This window comes from Acinetobacter sp. D009, from assembly GCF_038562025.1.
GTDB lineage: Bacteria > Pseudomonadota > Gammaproteobacteria > Pseudomonadales > Moraxellaceae > Acinetobacter > Acinetobacter pittii.
Genome location: NZ_CP151886.1, coordinates 2,550,385 through 2,577,106, shown reverse-complemented (window position 1 = coordinate 2,577,106; position 26,722 = coordinate 2,550,385). Strand labels below are relative to the sequence as shown.

Genomic DNA, 26,722 nt, shown 5'->3' with positions numbered 1-26,722 from the left:
AGTCCTCGGCGCATTTATATTTATTGCTGGGTAAGCGTGTTTTGACGGTTAAAGGTTGATGGCGTTTGTGCGGCAACAGAGGCTTTTAGATTGACCATAAATATTGCAAGTGCAGCAATCACACCCGGAATTGCAATCGCTAAGAAATTCATTTGGTGAGGAAGCTCAAGTGTGAGTAAGGCGCCAGTTAAAACTGGTCCAATAATCGCGCCAATACGACCAATTCCAGATGCCCAGCCCATGCCAGTTGAACGAAGTGCGGTCGGATAGAACTGTGCAACGAAAGTGTAGAGTAAGATCTGCGAACCAATTGTGGCAGCGCCAGCAATCGCAATTAGGCTATATAAAATAAATTGTGGACTATTAATGCCAAGCAGAATTAAAGCTGCTGATCCCACAATAAACATGATCGTAATAACAGGTTTTAAATGAAATCTGTCTGCTAAAGCACCGCCACCAATTGCACCGACCATGCCGCCAATATTGAGTGCAAACAGGAACAACATGCTTGCACCTAATGAGTAGCCCGCTTGCAGCATGAGTTTAGGTAACCAACTTCCTAAGGCATACACCATGAGTAGGCACATAAAGAAAGCAATCCAGAACATAAATGTGCTGAAGGTACGACCTTGTTGGAAAAGTGCTCGGACAGGGGCATCGGTTGTGGTGCTTTCATTTAACACCAGTTGAGTATTGGCGTTTACCTGAGTTTGAGGCGCAATTTTACTAACAATACCTTTCGCCTGCTCGCTATGGTTTGATTTCACTAAAAAGGCGAGAGATTCTGGCAAAAATTTCCAGATGAGTGGGAGCAGCAACAGGGGAATACCCGCAATTAAAAACATGATTTGCCAGCCCCTATCTTTTACTAGCCATGCACCGAGTAGAGCAGATGTCATGCCGCCAATAGCATAGCCACTAAACATGATTGCGACTAATGTACTGCGGATTTTTTTTGGTGCGTATTCAGTCATAAGTGCGACCACATTTGGCATAACGCCACCAATCCCAAGACCTGCAATAAAGCGCAAAATAGCAAACTCAGTTGGTCCTTTGGCAAAGGCACCTATAAAGGTAAATCCACTAAATAAGGTGACACAAATCAGGATGGTTTTTTTACGTCCCAGTTTGTCTGAAAGTGTGCCGAAAATCATGGCGCCGAACATCATCCCGAATAGAGCAGCACTGGCGAGTAAACCTGCTTCTACCGCAGTTAATGACCATTGTTGCATTAACAGAGGAAGAGCAACCCCATAAATAACTAAATCATATCCATCAAAAATAATAATAAGTAAGCACCAGATTAAAACTTTCCAATGAAAAGATGTAAAACTGGCTTTATCAATTAACTCATTAATATTAACCTTGCTCGTATCCATTTTCTTCACCTCCAATTTGTGAAGCATCGCGTTATTTTTTAATAAACTATTTTGTTATTGGGTTAGAGTCAAAAACCTAATTGATATATCTTTATGTCTTTAAGGTATTGTATTTTTATTGAATTAAGTTGTTGAAAAATATAATTTATTTTTATTGTTTTAGCTGTCTTTGCTGTATCTTTAAAATAGGGTTAAATATTGTATTATGAGAATTTTAAGTAGTTTATGGATGTTTTTTTATAGATTTTATTGATGATAATCATAGCTAAAAATATCGTTAAATTTATATTATGAATTGAAGTAAAAATATAAAAACAAAATACTAAAGTCTATTATTTAATTATTTTAGAGATTCATCTTAAAAATGAAATTTAATCTATATTCAATAAAAAATCGCCAAATCAGAATTAGCAAATTATTTACATCCTGATTTGGCGATTGAGGCTTTATTTTAGTGGCGGGCGCTTAGATAAAAAACTTAATTTGTGGCTGGCGTTGAACGTGGGGTGAGAATGAAATGGGCGATTACACCAATACAAATACCCCAAAAGACTGAGCTTAATCCAAGGAAATGCATGCCTGATGCTGTGGCTAAAAAGGTAATAAGTGCAGCATCGCGTTGATGGTCATTCTTCATGGCAACAGAAATATTGGTGGCAATAGCACCTAGCAAAGCTAAACCTGCCAGTGCTGCCACCAACTCTTTAGGAAGTAAGCTAAATAGCATGACAATACTGCCAGCAAATAAGCCTCCTAAAATATAAAAAATTCCGTTGGCGATTCCTGCGATGTAACGTTTTTCTTTAAGTTCATGTGCATCTTTGCCCATACATAAAGCTGCGGTAATTGAGGCAAGTACAATCGTAATACCACCGACACAGGCAACAGCTAAAGAGGCAATACTAGTGACAGTAATAATAGGTTTGGCTGGGGTGTCGTAACCGCTGAGTTTCATAATCGCCATACCCGGTAAAAATTGACCGGTTAGACTGACTAAAATGAGAGGAATAGCGAGGTTGAGTGTTGAGTTCCATGTCCATTCTGGGCTTATCCACTGTGGGATTGCTAAATTAAAACTCACATCAACTGGATTCATTTTGCCTAAAATGAGGCTTAATAAAACTCCTGCAGCTAACACCCAAATCATGGTGTAGCGTGGGATTACTCGTTTGGCAATTAAAAAGACAATGAGCATGCTAAAGACAATAAAAGGCATGCTATCAGACGCGGTAAATAGACCAATGCCAAATTGAAAAAGAATACCTGCCATCATGCCCGCCGCGACATCTTGCGGAATCCACTTTAGTAATTTGTCGAAGTAACCTGTAACACCAATTAAGAATATAACAATGGCAGAAGTAATATAGGCGGCTACTGCTTCATTCAACGAGACGTTTGGAAATAGGGTAACTAATAGGGCAGTGCCCGGTGCAGACCATGCGGTTATGACAGGCGTTTTATATTTAATCGAAAGATAAATACCTGAAACGGCGGCACCAATTGAGATTCCCCAAATCCATGACACCATCATGTCGGTGGACACATGAGCACGCTGAGCAGCTTGGAAAAAAATAATCAGTGGGCCTGAGTAAGAAATTAAAACCGCAAGAAAGCCAGCAACTGTTGCTGATATGGACCAGTCATTTTTTAATGTCTTTAACAGGGTTGCCATGTGTGATTGCCTCCATGCAAATCATGTTATTTACCCAATCATGCAAAAAGATCAGGGTTAACCCTGATCTCCACCTCCGACCGAAATAACCGATCCGGTCATATAGGATGCTTCGTCTGATGCAAGAAATAAAATTGCATTGACTTGTTCTTGAATTGTGCCATAACGACCCATAAATGTTCGATCTATTGTTTGATCAACCACTTGCTGCATCCAGTCTTTTTCATTTTGACTTAATGGGTTGGCGTTTCGCGGTACTTTGCGAGGTGGTGCTTCGGTTCCACCCGTCGCAACAGCATTGACTCGAATTCCGTCTTTGGCATGTTCAAAAGCAAGCGATGCCGTTAAAGCATTTACTCCACCTTTAGATGCCGAGTAGGGAATACGATTAATACCACGGGTTGCAATTGAAGACACATTTACAATCACCCCCGATTGTTGCTTAATCATGGCAGGTAACACGGCACGGCAACACCATAACGTTGGAAACAACGAGCGATTCACTTCCTTAATGATCTCTTCTTCGGAAAACTCTTCAAAAGGTTTCATCCAGATCGCACCACCCACATTATTGATCAGGATATCTACCCGACCAAAATGTTCGATGGCTTTTGCAACTACTGCTTGCGCGCCTGCATAGGTTTCAAGGTCAGCATTAACCGTGACGGCATTGCCATTTGCACTCTGAATTTCTTTGAGAACCTCTTCAACATATTCGGAGCGGTCAGCCATGATGACTTGGCCGCCTTCAGCTGCAACTTGCAGTGCCACGCCACGACCAATGCCTTGAGCACTACCCGTAACAATCACGACCTTATCTGTAAATCTTTGACGGTTTGACATAGATAATTTCTCCACCTATTAATTCGCAGAGAATTTTTCAAACAAGAAATTAGCAGGTTTGATATTTTCAGTTTCTAACCAGCCACGTACAGCTTCTACCATTGGTACTGGGCCACATAGATAAACATCGACATCACCGCCATTTAACCATTCACTTTCAATATGACCCGTTACATAGCCTTTGCGTTCATGGTTGCTCTCAGGGCTTGCAACTACAGTTCGATATTCGAACCATGGAAATTTCGCCTGCAACTCATTGAGTTTTTCTAGAGCAACCAAATCAAAGTCATTGGTGACACCAAAGACTAAACGAACTGGTTGTTCTGAACCTTTTTCTTCAAGCACTTGTAACATCGACATAAATGGGGCAATACCAGTACCGCCTGCAAGCATTAGCACTGGACGCGCTACATTACGTAAGTAGAAGCTACCGAATGGACCTGTAAATGTCATTTTGTCGCCAGCTTTAGCATTCTTGCTTAAGAATTCACTCATCTTGCCATTTGGTACATTACGTACCACAAAGCCTGTTAAGCGATTGCCCGGTTTTGAGCTAAATGAATATGAACGTGTTTCGCCAGTTTCTGGAATTGCAACATTGACATACTGACCTGCAAGAAAATGAATATCCGGTTGACCTTCATCAAGTTGAATATCAAATGTGATGGTTGAGTCTGATAAGTTTTCAACGCGGGCTAGGGTACCTTGGAAACTATGAATTTCTGTTTTGCAAACATCTGATGAGGCTTGAATCTGGAATACTGCATCGGACGTTGGGCGACATTGGCAAGCAAGAATATAGCCTTGCTCAGCTTCTTCAGGGGTTAATGCGTCTTCAATATAGGTTTCTTCTGGCATGTCATAACTACCGGACTCGCAAAATGCGCGGCAAGTTCCACATGCACCATCACGGCAATCCAAAGGAATATTAATTTTTTGGCGATAGGCTGCGTCAGATAGGGTTTCGCCTTGAGCTACGTTAATGAAACGTGTAACACCATCTTCAAATTGAAGTGCGATATTGTGGTTTGACATGGCATGTATCCTACAAAATATTTGAAACTTTTACCCTCAGCCAACAGTCCGTTTAACTGAGGGGGTATGTCTTAAAGGTGGTAGATATCAATCACTTGATTGATGTAGTCATTTTTCAAAACGACATACTTGCTCAAGATTTTTGGTTGATCACCTGAAAAATCGATCACATAACGTGACATACCGAAATAGCTGTAATTTGTCTTGTAACGGAAACTCAAGGTATTCCAGTTAAAGCGAACAGTAACTTTGTCGCCATCGCGCTCAACGACTTCAACATTGGCAATATTGTGGCTTGTGCGAGTATCTGGCATGGTTGCAGATGAGCGCTCGGTTTTAATACGGAACACACGATCTTCTAAACCTTGACGGTCTGGATAATAAATAAGTGAAATTTCAGATTGCGGATCTTCAGTTAATTTATCGTCGTCGTCCCAAGCTGGCATCCAGAAAGACGCTTCTGGCGCATAGCATTCAAGCCAGTCATCCCATTGTTCATCATCTAAAAAGCGAGCTTCACGATAGAGAAACTGAGCAATATTTTCTAAAGTTGCTTTGTCTTGAGTACTCATGCTGTTTCTCCCTGATCAGCAATTTCTTTCTCTGATGCAATCGCGTGTTTCATGGTTTGTAACCAATATTGATGTTGGGCCAGATACAGGCCTTCATCTTCAGTTTTGATACCACTTAACATGGGTTTTAAACCAATTTCGTTTGCTGCATCGTCTGGTCCATAAATCCAATGTTTTGAACCACGGCACATATCATTCCATTCAAGTGCAATACCTGCGTAGCCTGCCTGACAAGCGCGGAACTCTTCTAAATCGTCTGGTGTTGCCATGCCTGATGCATTAAAGAAATCTTCATATTGGCGGATACGACGTGCACGGGCTTCAGGTGCTTCGCCTTTAGGTGCGATACAGTAAATGGTGACTTCAGTTCGATTAACCGAAAGTGGGCGAAGTACACGAATTTGCGAACCAAACTGATCCATCAAATAAACATTTGGATAGAGACACAAGTTACGTGAACGCTCAATCATCCATTTCGACATCGCTTCACCGTATTTTTCGGTGTATTCGTCTGCTTTCGGGAAGTTTGGACGGTCTTCTGGGTTTGCCCATTGTGTCCACAGCAACATGTGGCCATTTTCAAAGCCATACGAGCCACCGCCTTGTTTACCCCAAGAACCTGCACTCATCGCACGAATGTTATCAGCAGCTTGAGTTTCTTTACGGTGTTGAGTCGTTGCTGCATAGTTCCAGTGAACAGCAGAAACATGATAACCATCAGCACCATTTTCAGCGGTGAGTTTCCAGTTGCCTTCATACGTATAGGTAGATGAACCACGTAAAACTTCTAAACCATGTTCAGACTGGTCAACAATCATGTCGATGATTTTGGTGGTTTCTCCCAAGAATTCTTCAAGTGAAGGAACATCTGGATTTAAGCTACCAAATAAGAAACCTTTGTAACTCTCAAAACGAGCCACTTTTTTAAGGTCGTGTGAGCCATCTTGGTTAAAACAGTCAGAATAGCCTGCTTCACTTGGATCTTTAACCTTAAGCAATTTACCTGAGTTGTTAAACGTCCAGCCGTGGAAAGGGCAAGTATACGTTGCTTTATTACCACGCTTGTAACGGCAAAGTTGTGCTCCGCGGTGTGAACACGCATTGATCATGGCATTCAATTCACCGTTACGGTTACGTGCAATAATGACTGGCTGACGACCAATGTAAGTGGTGTAGTAGTCATTATTGTTTGGAATTTGGCTTTCGTGCGCTAAGTAAACCCAATTGCCTTCGAAGATATATTTCATTTCGAGGTCAAAAAGGGCTTCGTCAGTAAACACTGAACGATGAAGTTTAAATTCACCTGTATCGATGTTATCGACAAGTAATTCATCAATACGGTCAAGATGGCTAGTATTGATTACAGGAATACGTGGCATGTCCGTTCTCCGACTTTCCAAAAGTGTGGAAGTCACCAAGGCCTTAGCTACGATCTACAAGGTCTTGATATCCTAATATTGTCAATGAAGCGCATGAGTGCGCTGGGTTTAACCGTGAATTGATGAAGATGAATAACTGGAAGATTGGCAAGAAGGCTTGTTCACAAAGCAATTCATCACTTCATCGGTTTGTTGCTTGTATATACCTTAAAAGAATGGTTAAACTGTGTCTAAGACTGAATTTGCATTTTTTTATATCTTAAAGGTATGGAAACCTTATGGAACTAAGACATTTACGGTATTTTGTGGCGGTTGTTGAAGAGCAGAGCTTTACAAAGGCAGCCGAAAAACTATTTATTGCTCAACCACCTTTGAGTAGACAGATTCAAAATCTGGAAAGCGAGCTTGGCATTCAACTGTTTGAGCGTGGAAGTCGTCCTTTACAAACTACACAAGCAGGGCATTTCTTTTACCAGCACGCCGTTAAACTTTTGTCGAATGCTGAAGAAATAAAAAGTATGACCAAGCGTATTGGTCTCATCGAAAGAAGTATGACCATTGGTTTTGTTGGGTCTTTACTCTATGGTTTGTTACCTCGAATTATTTATTTATTTCGCCAGCAGCAACCCCATTTGAATATTCAGCTCATGGAGTTAAGTACAACCGAACAGTTACAGGCATTAAAAGAAGGACGTATTGATGTCGGTTTCGGACGTTTAAGAATTAGTGATCCTGCTGTGAGACGAATTCTTTTACGTAAAGAGCGTTTGGTGGTTGCTGCACATACCAGCCATCCAATTGCACAGCGCACGGAAGGGGTATATCTAGCTGACTTGATTGATGAAAAGATGTTTATGTATCCCACTTCGCCAAAGCCTAATTTTTCAACTCAGCTTTTGAATATTTTTGCCGAACATAGTTTGGTTCCGAAAAATATGCATGAGATACGAGAAATTCAACTGGCTTTGGGCTTAGTGGCAGCGGGAGAAGGGATCTGCATTATTCCAGCAAGTGCCGATACCATTCGATTTCCACACTTAAACTATATTCCGATTTTAGATAACGGCGCGGTCAGCCCAATTTTTATTACAGCACGGGCAATGGACCGAAGTGAAGATTTACAGTCATTGTTTGATTGTATTTATCAGGTTTATGACTTAGAAGGGATACCTTATCAACGGACTGTCTTTACACTTGATCAGAACCCGATAGATGATTCAAACGGTATCGACTTTTAAATAACGGAAGTGCATAGCCTCAAAAGATGAAGCTATGCGTTGAAGTAGTTTAGAAAGCCCAAATGAGTTTTAGCCAGCTGGTATGGCCTTCGGGACGATATTCGACTTCGGTTTCTTTTAGAAATTTGGCTTCAATAGACCAGTTCTTATCAGCATATTGAATGCCTGGACCAATTGCAAAAGCCTGTCCTTTAAACCCAATGTCACTTCCGTTTACTTTGTCATCTGTGGTTTGTTTAAAAGCATAGCCTTCAACTGCCACTTTGATTTTTGGGTTAATGCGATAACCCAAGCTATAGTCACCCGCAATGTATTGTCCAGATTGGTAGTCGGTTGCGTCGTTACGCGTATTCCAGCTATAAGACAGTTTAGTAGAAAGGTCTAAACCTGCTGCGTTGGCATAACTATAGGCAATAATCGGTCGAATGGTGTGATAGTTTTTCCCAAGATTAGCTTCAACTGGATGTGTCGTACTTGGAGTATCGTATTCTCCTGTCCCGAGCACAGTTTCTAGGGCTGCAATCCAGTGATGATTTCCTTGATGCCAGCCGAGCATGCCACCCAAAATCAAGTCTCCGAGACCTTGGTTTGAGTCAGCCATTCCATTTACTTTGAGTCTTAGATCAACCAATGGCTGGGCTGCATAAAACCCGAGTTGTCCATCCATAATTTTTTGATCGGTCATCCAGACCAACCGCGGAACCACGGCGTTGACATCAACATGGAACTGGTCGGGACCATTTTGAAACTCTGATGCGTGATAATTTTGATAATAACTGAGTAGATAAACCCCAGCAGGTGGTAAGGCACCCGCCATCATACCTTCGGCACCTAAGGCAAAAGAGTCCGAGCCGTTTTCTGTCGCAAATGCAGAAGGAAGGTAAAGGGCGCTGATTACACCACATATGATTGCAGCAATTTTGTTATTCATAGAATGTCCTATTCTGTGTTGTTTGGCTTGTCACTAAAAAACGTTATTCCTTAACGGTCTTTAAAAACTTAAGTCTGTTTAGTCTAAAAATTTGGGATGCAGAACTCCTGTGAGCCTTGTATTTTCTTTCTAAATTACAAATACAAAGCTCATTTGAAAAAGCGGAGTGCTTAAAAATTTATCTTTAAATATGTTTAAATAAAGCCGAACGCGATTGTCCAGCAGCGCCATCTGCTGCACTTAAGAACCGTTCAGTGTGAATGTCCCGTTCGAATAAGCGACTTTGCATGAGTGTTGAAATTGCCGAGTCGATCATGATGGGTGGTCCACACAAATACGCTTTGTGTCCACCACATCGATTTTCAAAGTAATCGGCAACAGCCTCGTGCACAAATCCGGTAAATCCAGTCCATTGGTCTTCTGCTTTTGGTGCATTGAGAGCAGGGATATAACGGAAGTTCGGATAGTCTTTTACGAGTTGTTCAAACAAATTTCGGTTGTATAGCTCTGCCAAGTCTCGTGCTCCTTGGAAGAGGTAAATCGTGCGACTATCTCCAGACTCAAGTAAATCTAAAATCATCGATTGTGGACTTGAAAGACCTGAACCACCTGCAATGAAGATGGCGTTTTGATCATCTGACTTGCGTACAAAAAATTGTCCATAAGGGCCTGAAATATCAAGCTGATCACCTGTGGCAAGTTGTTCATGCACATAAGTCGTCGCTGCACCGCCTTCAACTTTACGAATATGCAGCTCAACAATGCCCACTTCACTTGGCGAATTAGCAATTGAAAATGCACGAGTTCCTTCAATATATGGGAACTGGACATTGATATATTGACCCGCTTGGAACTCAATTGGACGATTTAGTTGTAGTCGGATTCCTTTGATGGTCGGCGACAGGTCTTTTATTTCAATTACTGTCGCTTGAAAGTCTTGAACCAAATGACCTAAGAAATCTGGGTCTTCATCGACATCGGCTTCAATGATCATGTCGGATTGTGGTTTGCAGCAGCAGGCAAGCACCTTATTTTCATCACGTTCAATATCCATGAGCGCAAAGGGAGAGGCTTCACCGACATCATAAAAACCATCGGTGACTTGAACCTTACATGTCCCGCAAGTGCCATGACCACAGGCAAAGGGTAACCAAACGCCTTGACGTAGGGCAGCATCTAAAATGGTTTGGTCTTCTTCTACTTCAATCGTTGTTCCGATCGGTTCAATGGTGACTTGATAACTCATGACACACCTCCGAATTAAACGTAGCTGTCGTTATAGCCATTTAACTCTGGCGTAACGAAACGAAGTAATGACTTATGCCCAAAACCAAGCTCTGCCAAAGTTTTTGTACTCTCTGGTTCGATTGTTTGACCATCTAAGGTGTATTGCACTTTTGACCAATCAATTTTGGCAAAATCTGGATGTTGGGCAAAACCACCTGTAATTTGTTGCTCAATCAACTGTTCAAAAGTTTGTTGAGGCGAGGCAAGCATGGCATGTGCCGAGCAAAAAAGGGTGTGATGATCCCAACCCACGTAAAGTAAGAATTGATCGCCATAATTTTTTTGCAAATCAAGTGGTTCAAATTGATAATTGTTGTGTATCGCGCGAACAGTCATGTTCAATCTCCTTATTTCCTATCAGGCAGCTTGATCACTGCCTGAAAATTCCTTGTGCTTAAGCTGCGTTGCCTTTCCATTTTTTCCAGCGTTGTTGATCTGGTGAGCCTTCAATATCCAGATTGTCGGCGCCGACATTCATGCGGTAATAATCACGGAGCATGGTTTCGAGGTCACCGCCACCACAGTTGCCTTGCAAAATTTGATTTACAGGTAGCCATGCTTGTATATATTTCTCAGGCTCGCGTTCGAAAATGTCATGACAGCCATCTGAACAGGTGTGGTAGTGTTCGCCTTGGTAGATGCTATGGCGATAACTAAACTGAGTTGGGTCATCACCCATTTCGGTAAAGGTCATTGGAATCTGACAAACCTGACAAAGCTGTGGTAAACCTGCGCTATAGAAGCGTTTACCCTCGGCTTCCATTTTGCGAGCCAGCTCCCATTTTGGACGGTAGTATTTATCGAAAGTGTCTGGATATTTAGCCGATAACCAATCCATTTCTTCGTCAGTTGGAATCCAAGTATGGAAACCGGCAGCATGACCAAAGTTATAGAAAATCCACCATGCCTGATGTGAGACATGCTCTTTTTCTTTCACAATGACATCGCTATATTTCGGCATACGAATGCCATAACGGCTCAAATCTTTAAATAGTGCGCCGCCTGCTTGTTCAAAGTAAACTTCCCAAGCTTCTTTCCAAGACATCACTTTGTTTGGCAGCATGTAATCCATCATCATGCCTACAATTGAAAGCAAACGTGTCCCACGCCAGAACCATTTATCAATCCATTCCTGAACAATAGGTACGTTGTCTTCATGTTGTTCGAGCAAGAATTTCACGATTTCAAGACCAAGCGTCATGTGGCGAGCTTCATCTGACTGCGCACTAAAACCAAAGGTTACGGTTGCCATATCGCCGTTATAAGCTGCACCTGACATAAATGGCACAAACAGCAAGTTGGTAAGTACATATTCAAAAGCAAAACTAATCGCTAATAAAAATTCGAAAGGGCCAGCAGAACGGGCATCTTCAAAAAATGATTTAGGCACAGACAAATACCAAACGCGGTCATGCATGTGCGCCCAATCCTGAAAACCATCAAAGAACTTGTTGTAATGGCTCATGGCATGAATTTGGGTCTGTACATGACGCAGCTCATCAATCGACTGCATCTGAGAAGCAATACGTGCTCCAATTCCACTAAACTGGCGGCCTACATGTGCATAGCCTTGATAAGCTTGATATTCAAGTGGAGTAACCGCCGTTAAAAAGAGTTTGATCGCATTTAAGTAGCGTTCATTGCTGACATTCATCTGACCATTGTTTTGAGCAAAGGCATCAAAAATGGCATAAAGTTTTTTCTCTTTTTCTGCCTGATATTTCCAGTAAGCATCCATGGTTAAGCGGAAAGGATCTTCCCATTTAGACCAGTCCGTAATTTTGATACCTTCAAACTCTTCATAAGGGAAGGCCTCTTTACGGTCAGCATAGGAAAAGTCCCAGTCCAGATCACGGGTTAATGTGCGGTAACGATCTTTCGCATTTAATTTTTTGCTGGTTTCTTTCGTTTGAGTTGTCATGATTGATCATCCTTAAATCTTTGTTAAACAACGTCTATGTTGTGATTAATTCCAGTGAAGGCGGAAAGTATCGTCATCTTCTTCGACGTTGCCGCCCAGCGTAATCATGTTGAGTTGTAACGATTGGATATCCCAATCTTGGCCTAGTTTTTCAGATACGGTTTCGGCTTTAATGACCAAATCAGTTTCACTTTCAATTCGGATCATGGCGGGTAAATACTGAATTGAAGCTTCAGGGTTATCTTCTTCAATCGCTTCAAGGATGTAGCGTGAAGTATCGTTGTCTTGTAACGCGAGATAGACTTTAGACATGTTGCTTCTCCTTAAGCATTTGCAAGTTCTAGTTGTAGGCCGAGTTTTTTTGCGCGATCAATCACGACTTGTTCTGCTTGATCGACTGCATCTGCTGTTAAGGCTGCTGTTGCCCAAGGTGTAAAGGCTGCTTTTACTTGAGCTAAAGACTGGGTGAACCATTCATTTAATAGCTGTTTGTTATGATCGGATTCTGCTGCCGCAGTTTTAATGACGGTGTCTGACCACTTACGTAAATCACCTAAAGTGTCTTTCATAAATTCAGTCAGCATGGCTAAGTCACGAGCATTTTGACTCACTAACCACTGATCAAACTGTTGATAAACAAGCTCGGTCACAAAGCCGTCAATCACAAGATTTTGTAATAAAAAGAGTTTGAAGTAGTCTTGCTCGGTGAGGCTTTCTTCACACAGACGGCGTAAGCCTTGCCATGCAGGATGTTGCATCCAAGCCTGTTTTGCCTGCTGTAGTGAGTCGCCGCTGTTGCCATCTAAAGCTAAGCCAATCCGTGAGATGTACTGCGCAATTCCTAAATGATCCATCGCGGCATAAATACAAGCTTGGGTAAGTACGGTGCCATAACCATAGGCACTGCCAGACATCATGTGTAAGTTTGCAGTTTGTTCAACGTGGCGAAATGGCAATAGGCATTCAATAACCTTGGCTTTGACTTCATCAGACAAGTGTTCTGCAAGCTGACGTTTTTCAAAAAAAGCAAAATTACTTTCGGCTGTGTCCTGTAAACGCGCACGGTGCTGAACATAAGTTCCATAATAGAATTGACGTGGATCTTTAAATGCATACCAGTCTTGCATTTGCAGGGCAGTATGGGTTTTATCATTTAAGGTCTTTTCAGGTTTCCACAAAGGACGATAGTGAAAGTTAGTTTCTGCCTGTACATCAAAACTTACTTCTTGATATCGAGTTGCTGGCTTACTACCAAATCGTCTTTCGATATAGGCGTAGTTCTGGCGAATAGGTTCGACATTTGACGTTTTGATTTCTAAAGTCATGGCTTTATCTCCTTATATTTTTTACATCTGATCATCTTGATCGTTGCTATTACGTTGCGTGCCGACTAAGGTTGCTTCAGTGCCATAGCGCCATTTTTCTTCCTGAGCATCGTTAAAAGCTTGCTGCTCTTGGGTCATTTCAACCACTTGATTGGTCTTACAAAAATCATTAAATGCATGTTTAGGCAAAACCAGTTCCACAAATAGACTTGGATCGTGAATGGCAAAATCGAATTCGATAAACTCTGCGTTTAAGTCGCCAGTGACCCGAATATATTTGGTTAATGCTTCGACTTGAGGTTGCGTCATGCTGTACTCCATCAAGACATGGTCTTGAAATTGATGAATGCTCCTTGCTCTCGCTATAAGCTTTACAAAAGCTATGCCAACTTTATTTTTATTATTAAAAACAATTAATTAAGATTTTTATGGAAAATGAGGAATTTTTTAAATTCACCATTTCATGAATTTTTTTGAATGGTGAAATAGAGATGTTCATGATTTGATGAATAGGGTCGTAAAAATTTCTTTTTGGATTGTTTGAGGCTTTAAATGGAGAGATTTAGAAATACTTTTTTAGTATGAAGTTATGTCTTTAAGATACTAGGACATTTATCTGGTTCTTCGATAAGATGAGATAAAACCCAAATGTGTTTAATGGATTAAAACAGATCACTCATGGCTCGAGTAAAATACGATACAACGGGACGATACGCAGATCATCCGCAAGAAATTCACGATTTGCTGTCTAAATTGCACTTTGATACTGCCCACGGCCAAATCTGGTTTGATGAATATCGGATGCTGCTTTTACACACCAGCATTATGGGATATTTGCGTAAAGACTTAGCGCACATGATTGGGCTTGAACGGACCAAGCGTTTTTTTATTCGTTTAGGTTATCAAGCTGGGTTAAAAGATGCAGAAGTTACTACAAAAATGCGTCCCGATTTAAATGAACACGATGCTTTTATGGCGGGTCCACAAATGCACGCCATTCGTGGAATGGTGCAAGTACAGGCCAACCAGCTCAATTTAAGCCATGATAAAAAACAGTTTTATGCCGATTTAAATTGGCTCAATTCTTTTGAAGCCGATGTGCATTTAGAGCATTTTGGCCCAAGTGATGAACCTGCGTGCTGGATGCTTCTGGGTTATGCGTGCGGCTACAGTAGTTTTGCGACGGGCATGACCATTATTTATCAAGAAATAGAGTGTAAAGCTTGCGGCGATGAGCATTGCCGTATTATTGGTAAGCCTTTAGAAGAGTGGGAAAATGCTGATGAACTGATTCAGTTCATGTCTCCCGAACCCATGGAAAAAGAACTGATTGCGTTGCAGGCTGAACTTTTTGAACTTAAAAAATCAATTTATAGCGACAGTGAAGCCGATTACCAATTATTTAGTTCTGTGGGTAAGTCAGCATCTTATAAACAGGTCTGTGCATTATTAACAAAAGCAGCAGGTTCGAAAGTTTCTATTTTGCTACAAGGTGAAACCGGCGTTGGTAAAGAAGCTTTTGCTCGAGGAGTTCATGCAAATAGCCAAAGAAAAGACCAACCTTTTATTGCAGTAAACTGTGCAGCGATTCCACCAGAGTTAATTGAGTCTGAATTATTCGGGGTAGAAAAAGGTGCTTATACAGGAGCGCATCAATCTCGCTTGGGGAAGTTTGAACGAGCCAATGGTGGTACGATTTTTTTAGATGAAGTGATTGAGCTTTCTCCTCGTGCCCAAGCAGCACTATTACGCATTTTGCAGGAAGGTGAATTTGAGCGAGTCGGAGATTCACAGACACGTATTTTAGATGTCCGTGTAATTACAGCAACCAATGAAGATCTTGAGCAGGCTGTAAAAACAGGGCGATTTCGGGCAGATTTATATTATCGCTTAAATATTTTCCCAGTACAGATCCCGCCTTTGCGAGAGCGCCGTGAAGATATTCCTTTATTGGTTGAACACTTTCTTCGTCGCTTTGAAAAAATGTACGGCAAAACCATTCAGGGTGTAAGTGAAAAGACCAAAGTTTTTATGCAGCAATATGAATGGCCGGGAAATATTCGTGAGTTGGAAAATTTATTAGAAAGGGCTGTTTTATTAACGGATGATCAGCAACTGATTAAGTTAAATGCCATTTTCCCACAGATCAAGCATGAACCAGAGCAGGCTGTAGTTGTTGAAACCGACTTTGAGCAATTGTTGCAGGCAGAGTTTAATTTAGAAGAACACGAGAAGCAGTTAATTTTAACGGCTTTAAAAAAGGCAAATCATAATGTGTCTGAAGCGGCACGTTTATTGGGGCTAACTCGGGCAGCACTGGATTATCGAATTAAAAAATTTCAGCTTTGAGTCAATATCAACAAGCTCAAAAATAAAGGCCTAACTTTAAACGTTAGGCCTTATCGACTATTGCACTTTCGCTGGGAAACCATCTTCTTCAAGTGCTTCGGTAATTTTATCGATGCTTTCACTGCTTTCAACAGTCACGATTTTGGTTGCTAAGTCTACATCTACTTTTGCATTTGGATCGACATCTTGAATCGTTGCAGTCACACCACGTGCGCAGCCGCCACATGTCATATTTTCAATAAGTAGTTTCATGTTCATACTCCATCAAGAATGAGATGTTTGTTTGGATAACACTGAGTCTAAACCTTGTCATGATTGTAAGGTCAAGACCAAATTTTTAAAAAAATATGCTTGACCTTCCCATGATGGGAATCTGTATGCTCAATACAGAATATTAAATTTTGCAGATTTGCAGAGGTGTTTGATGGACTCAAAAACCACAAAATTGCCAGCATATAGTGAAACACTTCCAATCGAAGGCATGACCTGTGCCTCGTGTGTAGGTCGTGTTGAAAAAGCACTTAAGAAAGTTGAAAATATTGAGATTGCCAACGTTAACTTGGCAACAGAAAAAGCGGTTGTTTATTCAAATCAACCGATTCAGCGTGAAGCACTGGTTAAAGCTGTTGAACGAGCAGGTTATGATGTTCCTAAAGCTGCGCCATTTGAGTTATCTATTGAGGGCATGACCTGTGCATCTTGTGTTGCACGTGTAGAAAAAGCACTTAAAAAAGTAGACGGCGTTCAAGAAGCTACGGTCAACTTAGCAACAGAGCAGGCTTGGGTACAAGCAGATGCATCAGTTAATGTTGAAGACTTAATTCGCGCTGTTAAAAAAGCAGGTTATGACGCTAAAGCATCTGAAAAAAATCAAGATGAGCAACTCGATAAAAAAGCGTCAGAGTTAGATCAGCTAAAAAAAGATTTGATCATTTCGATTGTGTTGGCCTTACCTGTGTTTATTTTGGAAATGGGTTCACATCTCATTCCAGCTTTTCACATGTGGATCATGGACACGATTGGTCAATACAACAGCTGGCTTTTACAGTTTGCTTTGACTACATTAGTGCTCGTTTTTCCAGGTCGCCGTTTTTATCAAAAAGGAATTCCAGCCCTGTGGCGTTTGGCACCAGATATGAACTCGCTAGTGGCAGTTGGCACCTTGGCTGCCTACAGTTTCTCGGTCGTAGCAACCTTTATGCCGCATGTGTTACCACAAGGCACCGTCAATGTTTACTTTGAAGCGGCTGCCGTTATTGTCAGTTTAATTTTGCTCGGACGATATTTTGAAGCTAAAGCTAAAGGGCGTACTTCACAAGCGATTCAACATTTAGTGGGAATGCAGCCAAAAACTGCTCGTATTCAGCGTGACGGTCAAGTGGTGGAAGTTGCTGTTGCCGACGTGGTCAGTGGAACTATTGTAGAAATTCGTCCGGGTGAACGTGTACCTGTCGATGGTGAAGTGATTGAAGGGCACAGCTACATTGATGAATCTATGATTACGGGTGAACCAGTCCCTGTTGAAAAAATAGTAGGGCAACAAGTAGTTGGGGGTACGGTCAATCAAAACGGTACTCTAAACATTCGGGCAACCGCAGTGGGTAGTTCGTCTGTGCTTTCACAAATTATTCGCATGGTTGAACAAGCCCAAGGTTCTAAACTTCCGATTCAGGGCTTAGTCGATAAAGTCACCATGTGGTTTGTACCTGTAGTGATGTTAATTGCTGCAATTACTTTCTTGGTTTGGTTTATTTGGGGGCCAGAACCTGCGCTCACTTTTGGATTGGTGAATGCCGTTGCAGTACTGATTATTGCATGTCCTTGTGCGATGGGACTTGCAACACCAACTTCTATTATGGTCGGTACTGGACGTGGTGCCGAGTTAGGTGTCTTGTTCCGTAAAGGTGAAGCTTTGCAGCTTTTACAAGAAGCGCAAGTAGTTGCAGTTGATAAAACGGGCACACTCACCGAAGGCAAACCGACACTCACTGACTTTAATGTGCAATCAGGTTTTGAGCGTGAACAAGTGCTGACTTTGGTTGCTTCGGTCGAAGCCAAGTCTGAACATCCCATTGCTCTTGCGATTGTTCAAGCAGCAGAGAGTGAAGGCCTAAACCTATTACCAGTAACAGCATTTAACTCGATTACAGGTTCAGGTATTGAAGCAGAAGTTTCAGGCCAAAAAGTACAAATTGGCGCAGACCGTTATATGCACCAACTTGGTTTAGACACCAACTCTTTCCAAGCGATTGCTGCTCAGTTAGGTGAAGAAGGCAAAACCCCGCTATACGTTGCTATTGATCAAAAACTTGCGGCAATTATTGCTGTGGCAGACCCCATTAAAGAAACAACCTATGCTGCGATTGAGGCCTTGCATCAATTAGGTCTCAAAGTTGCCATGATTACAGGAGACAACCGTCATACGGCGCAAGCAATTGCCAAAAAGCTGAACATTGACGAAGTTGTGGCAGAGGTTTTACCCGAGGGCAAAGTGGACACAGTCCGCCAACTGCAAAAACAGTATGGGCGCTTAGCTTTTGTTGGTGATGGTATTAACGATGCACCAGCCTTGGCACAAGCAGATGTCGGTTTAGCTATTGGTACAGGAACAGATGTTGCCATCGAAGCAGCTGATGTTGTGCTCATGTCAGGTAGTTTAAAAGGCGTACCGAATGCAATTGCATTAAGTAAAGCCACCATGCGAAACATACGTCAAAACCTGTTCTGGGCATTTGTATATAACGTAGCCCTAATTCCAATTGCAGCAGGTGCCCTATATCCAGCATTTGGTGTGTTACTTTCACCGATGTTTGCAGCAGGCGCGATGGCACTTTCTTCGGTCTTTGTTTTAGGCAATGCATTGCGCTTAAAACGCTTTCATGCGCCAGTAGAGTAAGCGTGCTGAAAATCAACTTTTGGTTTAAGATCATGACAGCAGGTCTTAAACCAAATTTAATATTTGAGGTGTGAGATGAATATCGGTCAGGCATCCAAACATTCGGGCATTTCGGCGAAAATGATTCGCTACTATGAAGAAATCGGTTTACTTGAAGCAGCTCAGCGTTCTGCTTCTGGCTATCGCATCTATTCAGAAACAGACCTTAAAACTTTAAACTTTTTAAAGCATGCTCGAGAGTTAGGTTTTTCATCTGAACAGATGAAAGAGCTTATTTCACTTTGGAAAAATACTGATCGGCATAGTGCAGAGGTGAAAGCCTTAACCGTCAAACACATTGCCGAATTAAAGCAAAAAATTGCACACCTACAAGAAATGGTTAATATTTTACAGGCTTCTGCCGATGATTGCTGTGGCGACCAACAGGCTTCTTGTGCCATTTTAGATCATATTGAAAAAGGGGTGGGTGTAAGCTAAATCCCATAAAAATAAAAAGGTAAAATCATGATTTATACAGCTTCTTGTCTTTGTAATGGTGTTCAACTCAGCATTAATGCTGAATTAAATCCCATTATGGTTTGTCATTGTAAGCAATGCCAAAAAGCACTAGGGGCTGCTTTTGCTGCCATCACTCAAGTACAAAAAAGTGATTTAAACATTGTGCAGGGTGAAAACCTGTTACAGGCTTATTTTGCATCACCTAATAAAAAGAGAGTGTTCTGTAAAACTTGTGGTTCACCGATCTGGAGTGAACGTCTAGATAAGCCAGAAGTGGTACGCCTGAGGGTCGGACTTATTAATGAAGAAATATCGACGCCAGTCATCTCTCATGCTTTTGTTAATTCACAAGTGAAGTGGTATCCAATTTGTGATGACGCTCGCCAATATCCAAATGGGGTAGAAAACCCTTAAATATTAAAGATAGATCGTATTTTGTTCATTTGTAAAAAAACGTGAACAAGACTAGTCATGAATAAATAATGTGCTATAACTGTACCTAAGGTAATCGTAATATCTCCTCGATCCACAGGGAAACTTGGGACAGGGCAAAAGATACGATAAGACCTTACATATAGCTAGCAAAGAGCAAACAAGAGTTGGATAGACACAACGCTTATATTGCTCACCGTTGCAGAAAAGCCCGTGAAACGGGCTTTTTTAATGCCTGTAAAAAAACTATTTCTTATTTGGAAATATCTTATATTTTTAAACTATTTATGAAAAAGTAATGTAAAAATAATAAAATATTTTAAATATACAGACTTTTCTGTATTGCAATTTGTTTTTATTAAGGGTACATTTGGTTAACGGTTTAAAGTTCAAGTTTAATAATGAACTCATGGTCGTTGTGGGAGATCTAAGAGCCTGCATTTTCCCCAAGATGCGGGTTTTTTTTATGCCTGTAAAAAAGTAAAAATTGTAATCAGCTTAAATAAAAAATATCTAATTTACTGTTATCTAAAATATTTTAATTAGCCTACGATCTAAAGATTGCGTAGGCTTAAAGTTGTGAATACCACTTAGGAACGATATGCCAGACAAGCTTGTGCGCAAGCAAGACATGCTTTAGCACAAACTTGGCAGTGTTCGTGGTCATGTTTACTGCATTCTGCTGCACAAAGTTGACAAGCGTTCGCACAAAGTTGCATGGCTGATTCTGCTAGTTCAGAGTTTCTGAGTTCTAAAGACGTACAAAGTTGGCAGGTTTCTACACATGTCATGCAATGCTTAATACATTCACGCATCATACTTACATGTTCTTCTTGCAAACATGCTGCTGCACATGTTTTGCAGGCAATCATACATTCAATACAGGCTTGAATTGAGGTAGAGGTATTACAAAATAAAGAAGAGTTGGTTTCTTGTTGAGTTTCCATAAAAGTTCTCCTGTCGAAGACTATTATTAAAAAACAGAATATTGTTATCTCTTTTCATTTTATAAAATCATTTGTTTGCTAGGTGAGTTTGAAATGAAAGGTCTACAAACGCTCAATAGGGTTTAACCTCGTATAAGAATGTTACATCTAGCTAATTCAGTTATAAATTTCAAAACTACTTGCCTAGTATTAGATTTAAAATTTGATTCGATATAATACTTTTGGCTAATTTCTTATTGTGTGAAAATTGTGCAAATTATCAGTGTGAACTTTAAGGGCACACGAAATGGAAAACGTTAATCAATTTGCTCACGGAGCTGAGCATGAAGTCCACATACATTGCAAACGATCATTAAGCACTTTAATACTGAGTATGCTCGTATTAATTACAACTGGTCGTTAAAAGAAAAAGCACCTAAGGGTGCTTTTTCTATATGAGTTTAAAGTAAATACCTTCACTTAAGAGTCTATAAAGCCACGCCGTTTTTTGTAGGCTTTACGGTCATAAGAAGGGATATTTGATTGCTGGAGATCAATCGCGAGTTGTTTTTTGCGTTGAAACTGAACTTCATTTAAAAGAGCAGCATAAATTTTGGGACGATCAGTTTTAAACTTTTCTACATCCAACGGAATCGTATCTTCATTCTTAACAATGTACAGCACAGAGCCATTGCCATTCGTTTCGTAAACCGTCCAACCAACTCGTACAATGTAGAGTCCGGTTTTCTGATTCTTACCTAAATAAGATTTAAAACCATCTGGATGAGGGCGAACATAAGCATTCATCATGCATCCTCCATCATCTGATTTATTTGATGAAAGCGACAATCAAAGAATTGATGGGGAACGGGACATCATATTCAGTAAAATCACGATTTCTAGTTGTTTATATATTGATCAATTTTAAAATTTCAAGTCAGAAAAAAGCGTTTATTAAATAAGCTGAATAAGAAATAAATATTAAAAATAACGGCTTATTTTTCTGTGAAAAAAAGCTTGATTTAAGTGTTTAGCGAGCAGAAAAAATAGCGCTTATTCTATGTTTCTGTGATCAATTTTGCATATTTAAAATTATTGAAATAGTAAGTGAATTTGTAGTCAGGTGGAGTTAATTGTTTGTTTTAAAATTAAAAAAATAAACTTCAATATTTCTTGTTACAACCATTATGTCGACAATAGATATTCCTTTTTGACATATTTCGCCTAGCATAACTAAAGAGTTCGTTGCCTATGGTGTCATTTATGTTTATTGGACTTGTGGTCACCATTTTGTTGACTCCAGGCCCAACAAATACATTGTTAGCCTCGGCTGGAATACAAGCAGGGGTGAAGCAGTCTCTTAAACTTATTCCTGCTGAAGTGATGGGTTATCTCATTGCAATTACTTCATGGGGTGTTTTGCTTGAGTCAGTTTCACATTTTATCCCTTGGCTTCCTGCCTTATTAAAGTTAATAAGTGCAACTTTTATTCTCTACCTTGCATTTAAACTTTGGATAACATCAACAAATGACATCAAATTAGACAACCCACTGATTACGCCTAAGGCTTTATTTGTTGCAACACTTTTAAATCCTAAAGCTTTACTCTTTGCTTCTGCTATTTTTCCACATGCAGCATGGGAAGTGCTTCACGTTTATTTTGTGCATATTGCTATTTTTTTATCATTAATTACACCCATTGCATTTTTATGGATTGCTTTTGGAACCGTATTAATTTCAAACAAAGTAACTTGGTTAAACCAACGTAATTTACAACGTACGGCTGCATTTATTTTAACTTTTTTTGCGATGCCAATCGGCTATTCTGCGATTAGCTCATTTTAAACTTAACCCTTTATTTATATTAAAAAATTTAATTTTCAGGAGATTTTCATGACAAGATTAAAAGTAATTATCAAGGATCAGTTTGATAAAGAATCAATTGCTTTGGCAAAAGTTAGACCCATGAATGACCACGTGCTTGAGCTTCATAAAAGTGTTGAACATATTGAAATTAATGACGATATTATTTTACCCAATATGGATTTGCTCTATGAAAACCCTAAAGACGGCAAAATTTATCAGTTAATTGGTCCATTCAGTGAGGAATAACTCTTAAATTAAATTTAACAATAACCATGAGTAGAGTTTGTGTTTGTATGGTCTTAATAGAAGTCGTTTTATTTAAGAGGTGGTGAAAATTAAGCCAAACTAACGTATAGACACAATTAAAATATTGAACATCTAAAATGGTTATGGGACTATGCCTCTGTGTAAAAATGTGACCTAATCCACATTTTTGCATTTCAGGATTAAGTGGATTTCACTAAGCCCATTTCTTCAATGAGAAGTAGGAGTGGGCTTTTTTTATTCTTTGAATGTCTCATCTAAAGCTTGTTGAACGGCTTCAATTCGTGATTTACACGCTTTATAAGCCGTAATAGATTCTTCAACAATCTTCATTAAATTATCGATATCCGGGCTTTCTTGAGATTCTAATAATTCGGCATTTTTCTTCAAAATGTCATGACCATCTTTAAACGTTAACTCTTCATTCTTCATTTGGAATTACCTGTGTAATGTTGGCTTCAACCACACCATCTTGCATCTCAATAGCAATGGCGGGGCTTGAAATTTGATGTATAGAGCGAATCGCTTTTCCTTCTGATCTAACAATTGCATAGCCCTTGGCCTGAACCTGTTTCGGGTTTTGCAAAAGAATTTCTTTCATCAAAGATTCGATTTGGGCTAATGAAAATTTAACTTGTTGCTGTGAGCTAAACTCAATACGTTCTTTCATCTGGTCAAGCAAACGATGTGCCGAGCTAAGTTGACTCTGTGCCGAAGATTTAATCTGTTGAAGCAGTTGATCATTTTTGCTTTGATAGGTTGTGATTTGATGCTGAGAAAGTAGCTTAATCGTTTGCAGACTATCTACAGCTTCTTGGACGCGTTCAACAATGTGGTTTCGGATGCCAGCAATCACTTTACTTGGTGTATCAAATGAGCGATGGGCAATTTCATCAAGAATAGTACGATCTTTCTCATGCCCGATGCCTACCCAAATGGGTACACTACGTTTGCAAAGTAGGGCGGCAAGTTCATAATCATTTAAATAAGCCAAATCATTCACCGATCCGCCACCGCGAATAATCACAATCAAATCAGGTGGAAAGCTAAACGTGCTGGCCCATTGTCTTAAACCTGAAGCTAAAGATTCAATCAAGCTGGTTGCAGCCGTGTTTCCTTGAAAAGTAGCGGTGTGATACACAAAATGACAAACCCCATTTCGCTCAAGTGCATCTGCATCTTTTTTAAAGTCACCAAGGCCCGCAGCATTTTGAGGAGCAATGACTAAAACATTTTGAATATCAAAAGGAGTGGGAAGAAGTTTATTTTTATGGATTAAACCTTCTTGAGTAAGTCGTTCAATAATTTGCTGATAACGTTTAGCAATTTCACCCAACGTAAAGCTTGAGTCAATCTCTTCAATGTTGACCGAAAATCCATATTGAGGATCAAAACGTGCTCTAATTTTGATGAGTACATTTAAATCACTTGAAATCTCAATCCCAGTTTCACGTTCGAATTTTAAAACAATTTTACTCGCTGAAAATTTCCAGATCGTGGCTTTACAGCTGGCAATGACTTTATCAGTCTCTGCATCTTTTTCTGCGAGTTCTAAATAGTAATGACCGCCCTTAATATTTAAATTTCGAATTTCTGCTTTTACCCAAACTGGCTCATCAAAAGCCACACGTATGACTTCCTGAACTGTGCCGAGATATTCACTAAGGGAAAACTGAGGTTCAGACATACGAACTAAAAATTAAAGGGCCAAACTAGATAGTATAAAAGCCATCCAACCAAGGCAATTGCTGTCTATGAATATCGGGTTCTATTTAAAATAAATACAACAATTTAAAGAATTAAAAATTGAAAGTGATAAGTGAATTTAGACTGAATGGTTAAAATGAAAAAATAATAAAAAGAGAATTGTTAATAATTACAACCGATTAAAAAATAAAGTTTGCTTTATAAAATATATGAGCGTATAAAGCTTACTTCCAATTGCGGGGTGGAGCAGTCTGGTAGCTCGTCGGGCTCATAACCCGAAGGTCGTTGGTTCAAATCCGACTCCCGCATCCAAAAATATTATGCTCTGTGATGTACCACTTTTCATAATACGAAAATTATGAAAAGCAATTAGCTTATAAATAACCCTATATAAAGCTAAATATTAAATTCTAGACGAAATGTCCATACCCTAAATCTAGCGTTCTAATTACATACCGTAAAATCACATGAGCTCAGTGATGAGTGAATGATTGTGAATATAGTAAATGAGTGGCACATTGCCACAGCCGTAAATGGCAATGAAATTAATGTGAGGATTGTTCCTCATGTGCGTAAACAAAACTCTCTCGATGGATATCGTTGGGTCGAAGTTGGTAAAAAAATTCAACTTCAGTCTGGTGAAGAAATTGAGTTAAACCAAGATGGTAAAAGCTTCTATACTGGATTTAATCAACTTTATCGTTTAAATACATATTGTTGATAAAACCATGGTAATAAAGCGAGAAAACCTATCTCTTTTAAAGGAGATAGGTTTTTTTATATCTACAGTTTATATAAATAATTAAAGTTATAAAAAAGGTGAAGTAATTAAAAAAAATTGTCTTATTATTTTAATTATATTTAATAACTCAATTAACCTGCTCGCCAGAACTGGCGACCCATAACCTTAAAGTTTTTACCGTTCTCTTCTGTTACGCGTCGATCTCTAAATTTTTCATTTAAACTATGCAAAATTAAAGAACCATCTGCTTCTTTAAAAATCTGTTTAATCATCCCTTCGCCAGCAAAGTAAACCGCATAAATCTCGCCATCAATGACTTCTGTTTGAGAGATATCAATTCCGACCAAATCTCCATCTTTAATGTAATCTGTCATGCTATCACCCTTAGCTTTAATAATACGCATGCATTCTTGAGCAACGCGTTTTTCTTTAAAGAATGAAGCAGGGAATGGAATTTTTCCATTAATAGCATCAAAGTGAAATTCAATAGATTCACCTGTCCCGCAAGAAAAGTTAGCTTCTACAACTTCAATCCAAACATACTGATCGGTAGATTCTGCACTCACTACAGTCGGGCTAAATACATCACTTTCTCTAAAAGAATCTTCAGTATTCCCCGTCGTTAACCAATAACCATCTACTCCTAAAAATTGGGCAATTAAAGGAAGAAATGCAGATTTTAAATTTTTCCCTGACTCTAAAGCCTGATAGGCGGGTTGCGACATCTTTACAGCTTCTGCCACTTCAGCCTGAGTTTTTTTGGCTTTAATTCTAGAGTCTTTTAAACGGTCTTTAAGAGCCATAATGGTTACACCAGTAAACTTATAACAAATATATAACTTAAGTTATATCTAGTAAAACAACTATAGTTATTGACTAATAATAACTATAGTTATAATATCAGTTATATCTCAAGATGAATAGAGAAATTTAAGAGGTGTCTAAGTCACTATTTATCGCTTTATCAAAACTTTGAGATGGAAGCTAAATTTATTTTGTTTCTATAGGTAGCAGAATAAAAGGGAGATAGCTCAATTATTATTTGCAAACAGGCTATCAAAACAAAAATTGGAATAAAAAAAAGCCCGATTCCGTGGATCAGGCTTAATGTTCGTCGATAAAGGGTATCAAGAACATGAAGAATTTAACAAAGATTGTGAGACCTAACAAAAGTTTCCGATATACGGCAAAGCCTTATATGAACTTTTTGGTCAAAAAATTAAGGCGTGTAAAAAGCTTAAATCCACAAAATTTAATACTTTTTTACATTTTTAGAAAAGGAAATATTTGTTTATAAATTAGTGGCTTAATTGCATATAGTTGGGCTCTTTATGATTGTTGTACCAGATGAAACGTTTTGAACACACATTTGTAGTCATAGCTTAGCTATATTGCTCAAAGAATGTATCAAAACCTCAAGAATAACAAACGATAAAGACGCCTTACTAACGAGTACATTG

General features: G+C 39.6%; 26 protein-coding genes, 1 tRNA gene and 2 pseudogenes. 10 read left to right on the top strand and 19 right to left on the bottom strand.

Annotated elements, in window-relative coordinates:
* Positions 1-20: 20 nt before the first annotated feature.
* The 6 genes and pseudogenes from AAC388_RS12300 to benA all read right to left on the bottom strand — a co-directional run bounded on the left by AAC388_RS12300 (position 21) and on the right by benA (position 6,880).
* On the bottom strand, positions 21-1,379 hold the full coding sequence (locus AAC388_RS12300) for an aromatic acid/H+ symport family MFS transporter (RefSeq protein ID WP_342370694.1): 1,359 nt from the start codon (positions 1,377-1,379) through the stop codon (positions 21-23).
* A 478-nt stretch (positions 1,380-1,857) separates the two neighbouring features.
* Positions 1,858-3,051 carry a benzoate/H(+) symporter BenE gene (gene benE, locus AAC388_RS12295; protein WP_342370693.1) on the bottom strand — a complete coding sequence of 398 codons (1,194 nt, stop codon included), beginning with the start codon at positions 3,049-3,051 and terminating at the stop codon, positions 1,858-1,860.
* A 57-nt stretch (positions 3,052-3,108) separates the two neighbouring features.
* Positions 3,109-3,894: a 1,6-dihydroxycyclohexa-2,4-diene-1-carboxylate dehydrogenase gene (locus tag AAC388_RS12290; RefSeq protein ID WP_069036788.1), complete on the bottom strand. Its 786-nt coding sequence runs from the start codon at positions 3,892-3,894 to the stop codon at positions 3,109-3,111.
* Between the two features lie 18 nt (positions 3,895-3,912).
* A complete protein-coding gene (gene benC / locus AAC388_RS12285) occupies positions 3,913-4,929 on the bottom strand; it encodes a benzoate 1,2-dioxygenase electron transfer component BenC (RefSeq protein WP_024438680.1) in 1,017 nt (338 codons plus the stop codon).
* A 52-nt stretch (positions 4,930-4,981) separates the two neighbouring features.
* Positions 4,982-5,501, bottom strand: a pseudogene (benB, locus tag AAC388_RS12280) (benzoate 1,2-dioxygenase small subunit).
* On the bottom strand, positions 5,498-6,880 hold the full coding sequence (gene benA / locus AAC388_RS12275) for a benzoate 1,2-dioxygenase large subunit (RefSeq protein ID WP_068563719.1): 1,383 nt from the start codon (positions 6,878-6,880) through the stop codon (positions 5,498-5,500). Before benA ends, benB begins: the two are co-directional and overlap by 4 nt.
* Before the next feature lie 122 nt (positions 6,881-7,002).
* Here benA and AAC388_RS12270 point away from each other — a divergent pair.
* Positions 7,003-7,114 (top strand): annotated as a pseudogene (locus AAC388_RS12270) (hypothetical protein).
* Positions 7,115-7,158: 44 nt separating this feature from the next.
* On the top strand, positions 7,159-8,118 hold the full coding sequence (locus AAC388_RS12265) for a LysR family transcriptional regulator (protein WP_017386346.1): 960 nt from the start codon (positions 7,159-7,161) through the stop codon (positions 8,116-8,118).
* A 49-nt stretch (positions 8,119-8,167) separates the two neighbouring features.
* Here the strand turns inward: AAC388_RS12265 and AAC388_RS12260 are convergent, their stop codons facing one another.
* The 7 genes from AAC388_RS12260 to AAC388_RS12230 form a co-directional block, all read right to left on the bottom strand.
* On the bottom strand, positions 8,168-9,049 hold the full coding sequence (locus AAC388_RS12260) for a transporter (protein ID WP_069036786.1): 882 nt from the start codon (positions 9,047-9,049) through the stop codon (positions 8,168-8,170).
* Positions 9,050-9,233: 184 nt separating this feature from the next.
* Complete coding sequence (locus AAC388_RS12255; protein ID WP_002119881.1) at positions 9,234-10,295, bottom strand: phenol 2-monooxygenase domain-containing protein; 1,062 nt, start codon at positions 10,293-10,295, stop codon at positions 9,234-9,236.
* Between the two features lie 14 nt (positions 10,296-10,309).
* Positions 10,310-10,672, bottom strand: a complete 363-nt coding sequence (locus AAC388_RS12250) for a phenol hydroxylase subunit P4 (RefSeq protein WP_002119925.1) — start codon at positions 10,670-10,672, stop codon at positions 10,310-10,312.
* Positions 10,673-10,730: 58 nt separating this feature from the next.
* Complete coding sequence (locus AAC388_RS12245) at positions 10,731-12,257, bottom strand: aromatic/alkene/methane monooxygenase hydroxylase/oxygenase subunit alpha (RefSeq protein ID WP_002119916.1); 1,527 nt, start codon at positions 12,255-12,257, stop codon at positions 10,731-10,733.
* 45 nt (positions 12,258-12,302) lie between these two features.
* Positions 12,303-12,569: an MmoB/DmpM family protein gene (locus tag AAC388_RS12240; RefSeq protein WP_000049450.1), complete on the bottom strand. Its 267-nt coding sequence runs from the start codon at positions 12,567-12,569 to the stop codon at positions 12,303-12,305.
* Positions 12,570-12,580: 11 nt separating this feature from the next.
* Entirely contained in the window at positions 12,581-13,582 is a 1,002-nt protein-coding gene (locus AAC388_RS12235; RefSeq protein WP_002119874.1) for an aromatic/alkene monooxygenase hydroxylase subunit beta, read from the bottom strand.
* 21 nt (positions 13,583-13,603) lie between these two features.
* A complete protein-coding gene (locus AAC388_RS12230; RefSeq protein ID WP_002119893.1) occupies positions 13,604-13,891 on the bottom strand; it encodes a phenol hydroxylase subunit in 288 nt (95 codons plus the stop codon).
* 369 nt (positions 13,892-14,260) lie between these two features.
* Here AAC388_RS12230 and mobR point away from each other — a divergent pair, with 369 nt between their 5' ends.
* A complete protein-coding gene (mobR, locus tag AAC388_RS12225; protein WP_130118629.1) occupies positions 14,261-15,931 on the top strand; it encodes a phenol degradation transcriptional regulator MobR in 1,671 nt (556 codons plus the stop codon).
* 57 nt (positions 15,932-15,988) lie between these two features.
* Here the strand turns inward: mobR and AAC388_RS12220 are convergent, their stop codons facing one another.
* On the bottom strand, positions 15,989-16,189 hold the full coding sequence (locus AAC388_RS12220) for a heavy-metal-associated domain-containing protein (protein WP_078210158.1): 201 nt from the start codon (positions 16,187-16,189) through the stop codon (positions 15,989-15,991).
* A gap of 166 nt (positions 16,190-16,355) precedes the next feature.
* Between AAC388_RS12220 and AAC388_RS12215 the strand changes: the two genes are divergently transcribed.
* The 3 genes from AAC388_RS12215 (at position 16,356) to AAC388_RS12205 (ending at position 19,739) form a co-directional block, all read left to right on the top strand.
* Entirely contained in the window at positions 16,356-18,827 is a 2,472-nt protein-coding gene (locus AAC388_RS12215; protein ID WP_342370692.1) for a heavy metal translocating P-type ATPase, read from the top strand.
* Between the two features lie 75 nt (positions 18,828-18,902).
* Positions 18,903-19,304: a Cu(I)-responsive transcriptional regulator gene (gene cueR / locus AAC388_RS12210; RefSeq protein WP_001020650.1), complete on the top strand. Its 402-nt coding sequence runs from the start codon at positions 18,903-18,905 to the stop codon at positions 19,302-19,304.
* A gap of 27 nt (positions 19,305-19,331) precedes the next feature.
* The gene (locus tag AAC388_RS12205) at positions 19,332-19,739 is read left to right on the top strand and encodes a GFA family protein (protein WP_342370691.1); all 408 of its coding nucleotides are present in this window, start codon (positions 19,332-19,334) and stop codon (positions 19,737-19,739) included.
* A gap of 608 nt (positions 19,740-20,347) precedes the next feature.
* Here AAC388_RS12205 and AAC388_RS12200 read toward each other — a convergent pair.
* Together AAC388_RS12200 and AAC388_RS12195 are read right to left on the bottom strand one after the other, a co-directional pair.
* Positions 20,348-20,704 carry a four-helix bundle copper-binding protein gene (locus AAC388_RS12200; RefSeq protein WP_017403103.1) on the bottom strand — a complete coding sequence of 119 codons (357 nt, stop codon included), beginning with the start codon at positions 20,702-20,704 and terminating at the stop codon, positions 20,348-20,350.
* 459 nt (positions 20,705-21,163) lie between these two features.
* Positions 21,164-21,493, bottom strand: a complete 330-nt coding sequence (locus AAC388_RS12195; RefSeq protein ID WP_032037882.1) for a hypothetical protein — start codon at positions 21,491-21,493, stop codon at positions 21,164-21,166.
* A 441-nt stretch (positions 21,494-21,934) separates the two neighbouring features.
* Between AAC388_RS12195 and AAC388_RS12190 the strand changes: the two genes are divergently transcribed.
* Complete coding sequence (locus AAC388_RS12190) at positions 21,935-22,528, top strand: LysE family transporter (RefSeq protein WP_005076893.1); 594 nt, start codon at positions 21,935-21,937, stop codon at positions 22,526-22,528.
* A gap of 48 nt (positions 22,529-22,576) precedes the next feature.
* Positions 22,577-22,795 (top strand): hypothetical protein, encoded by a 219-nt coding sequence (locus AAC388_RS12185; protein WP_017481389.1) that lies wholly within the window; start codon positions 22,577-22,579, stop codon positions 22,793-22,795.
* A 255-nt stretch (positions 22,796-23,050) separates the two neighbouring features.
* Here the strand turns inward: AAC388_RS12185 and xseB are convergent, their stop codons facing one another.
* Positions 23,051-23,245 carry an exodeoxyribonuclease VII small subunit gene (gene xseB / locus AAC388_RS12180; RefSeq protein ID WP_002119890.1) on the bottom strand — a complete coding sequence of 65 codons (195 nt, stop codon included), beginning with the start codon at positions 23,243-23,245 and terminating at the stop codon, positions 23,051-23,053.
* Complete coding sequence (xseA, locus tag AAC388_RS12175) at positions 23,235-24,500, bottom strand: exodeoxyribonuclease VII large subunit (RefSeq protein ID WP_342370690.1); 1,266 nt, start codon at positions 24,498-24,500, stop codon at positions 23,235-23,237. Before xseA ends, xseB begins: the two co-directional genes overlap by 11 nt.
* 255 nt (positions 24,501-24,755) lie before the next feature.
* On the opposite strand from xseA, the gene AAC388_RS12170 reads away from it, so the two are divergent.
* Positions 24,756-24,832, top strand: a tRNA-Met gene (locus tag AAC388_RS12170).
* Positions 24,833-25,007: 175 nt separating this feature from the next.
* Positions 25,008-25,241, top strand: coding sequence for a hypothetical protein (locus AAC388_RS12165; protein WP_005070233.1), 234 nt, complete (start codon positions 25,008-25,010; stop codon positions 25,239-25,241).
* Positions 25,242-25,393: 152 nt separating this feature from the next.
* On the opposite strand, the gene AAC388_RS12160 is transcribed toward AAC388_RS12165, so the two are convergent.
* A complete protein-coding gene (locus tag AAC388_RS12160; RefSeq protein ID WP_002119885.1) occupies positions 25,394-26,065 on the bottom strand; it encodes a LexA family transcriptional regulator in 672 nt (223 codons plus the stop codon).
* Positions 26,066-26,722 lie beyond the last annotated feature (657 nt).

Coding starts and splice junctions, on each gene's coding strand:
- AAC388_RS12230 (WP_002119893.1), bottom strand. CDS start 13,891: ATGACGCAACCTCAAGTCGAAGCATTAACCAAATATATTCGGGTCACT.
- benE (WP_342370693.1), bottom strand. CDS start 3,051: ATGGCAACCCTGTTAAAGACATTAAAAAATGACTGGTCCATATCAGCA.
- AAC388_RS12200 (WP_017403103.1), bottom strand. CDS start 20,704: ATGGAAACTCAACAAGAAACCAACTCTTCTTTATTTTGTAATACCTCT.
- AAC388_RS12240 (WP_000049450.1), bottom strand. CDS start 12,569: ATGTCTAAAGTCTATCTCGCGTTACAAGACAACGATACTTCACGCTAC.
- AAC388_RS12205 (WP_342370691.1), top strand. CDS start 19,332: ATGATTTATACAGCTTCTTGTCTTTGTAATGGTGTTCAACTCAGCATT.
- xseB (WP_002119890.1), bottom strand. CDS start 23,245: ATGAAGAATGAAGAGTTAACGTTTAAAGATGGTCATGACATTTTGAAG.
- AAC388_RS12235 (WP_002119874.1), bottom strand. CDS start 13,582: ATGACTTTAGAAATCAAAACGTCAAATGTCGAACCTATTCGCCAGAAC.
- AAC388_RS12215 (WP_342370692.1), top strand. CDS start 16,356: ATGGACTCAAAAACCACAAAATTGCCAGCATATAGTGAAACACTTCCA.
- mobR (WP_130118629.1), top strand. CDS start 14,261: ATGGCTCGAGTAAAATACGATACAACGGGACGATACGCAGATCATCCG.
- AAC388_RS12250 (WP_002119925.1), bottom strand. CDS start 10,672: ATGACTGTTCGCGCGATACACAACAATTATCAATTTGAACCACTTGAT.
- AAC388_RS12255 (WP_002119881.1), bottom strand. CDS start 10,295: ATGAGTTATCAAGTCACCATTGAACCGATCGGAACAACGATTGAAGTA.
- AAC388_RS12290 (WP_069036788.1), bottom strand. CDS start 3,894: ATGTCAAACCGTCAAAGATTTACAGATAAGGTCGTGATTGTTACGGGT.
- AAC388_RS12165 (WP_005070233.1), top strand. CDS start 25,008: ATGATTGTGAATATAGTAAATGAGTGGCACATTGCCACAGCCGTAAAT.
- AAC388_RS12300 (WP_342370694.1), bottom strand. CDS start 1,379: ATGGATACGAGCAAGGTTAATATTAATGAGTTAATTGATAAAGCCAGT.
- AAC388_RS12265 (WP_017386346.1), top strand. CDS start 7,159: ATGGAACTAAGACATTTACGGTATTTTGTGGCGGTTGTTGAAGAGCAG.
- AAC388_RS12260 (WP_069036786.1), bottom strand. CDS start 9,049: ATGAATAACAAAATTGCTGCAATCATATGTGGTGTAATCAGCGCCCTT.
- xseA (WP_342370690.1), bottom strand. CDS start 24,500: ATGTCTGAACCTCAGTTTTCCCTTAGTGAATATCTCGGCACAGTTCAG.
- benA (WP_068563719.1), bottom strand. CDS start 6,880: ATGCCACGTATTCCTGTAATCAATACTAGCCATCTTGACCGTATTGAT.
- AAC388_RS12245 (WP_002119916.1), bottom strand. CDS start 12,257: ATGACAACTCAAACGAAAGAAACCAGCAAAAAATTAAATGCGAAAGAT.
- AAC388_RS12195 (WP_032037882.1), bottom strand. CDS start 21,493: ATGATGAATGCTTATGTTCGCCCTCATCCAGATGGTTTTAAATCTTAT.
- cueR (WP_001020650.1), top strand. CDS start 18,903: ATGAATATCGGTCAGGCATCCAAACATTCGGGCATTTCGGCGAAAATG.
- AAC388_RS12220 (WP_078210158.1), bottom strand. CDS start 16,189: ATGAACATGAAACTACTTATTGAAAATATGACATGTGGCGGCTGCGCA.
- AAC388_RS12185 (WP_017481389.1), top strand. CDS start 22,577: ATGACAAGATTAAAAGTAATTATCAAGGATCAGTTTGATAAAGAATCA.
- AAC388_RS12190 (WP_005076893.1), top strand. CDS start 21,935: ATGGTGTCATTTATGTTTATTGGACTTGTGGTCACCATTTTGTTGACT.
- AAC388_RS12160 (WP_002119885.1), bottom strand. CDS start 26,065: ATGGCTCTTAAAGACCGTTTAAAAGACTCTAGAATTAAAGCCAAAAAA.
- benC (WP_024438680.1), bottom strand. CDS start 4,929: ATGTCAAACCACAATATCGCACTTCAATTTGAAGATGGTGTTACACGT.